A 648-nucleotide genomic window follows, 5' to 3' on the forward strand; every position below is an offset into this window, starting at 1 on the left:
CTCGGTGGTTCTATTGATGTTTGTTCAATGGGGGAGTTTAAGTTAAATGATCATGTCACTAGCGATAACACCAAAATAGAAGTTTATAAAGTTTCAAGCCTTGATTCATTAGATGTGGCAGGTGCTGAATTAGTTACAGACACTACAAATGGAAAACTTATGCTTCCAAATGTGGGTAATGAGCTCTTTGCCTACCGTATGTGTGAAAAGAACTTCGTTGATGAGTACCATTGCTTTAGCGATGAATTAACGCCACTAACGGTTTCTAATCTCGAAAAACCTCACCAATGTAATCTCTAGAAACTGAAATCTAACTAATTGATAAACCCTGGATATTTTCCGGGGTTTATTATATATGATAGTTGACTGCTTTTTGTTTTGCTGTCACAATATACCATATTAAAACAGCTTTGGGGGCAAAATGAAACCAACGTTAGAACAACAAAACGTCATATACAAACCTGTTAGGCTTGCTGTGATCAAAGCGCTTGCAGGAACTGGTAAAACTACATTATTTAGATTGTTCGCGAATGCATATCCAGAGCTAAGAATGCTCTATATTACTTATAATCGTCCGATCGCAGATGCCGCTAATTTACCTCCCAATTGTCTATCACTCACTGGCCATCAGTTAGCATATCAATTCGT

1 protein-coding gene and 1 pseudogene are annotated in these 648 nt (G+C 37.5%); both read left to right on the forward strand.

Annotated features, from left to right (window positions below; translation table 11 throughout):
• Positions 1-300 (forward strand): hypothetical protein (locus R7Q09_RS26275; protein ID WP_318143958.1); only part of this gene is annotated, 300 nt, incomplete at its 5' end.
• 121 nt (positions 301-421) lie between these two features.
• Positions 422-648: pseudogene (locus R7Q09_RS26280) on the forward strand (DNA helicase); the annotation flags it as partial.

The organism is Vibrio sp. 2130-1, assembly GCF_033339515.1.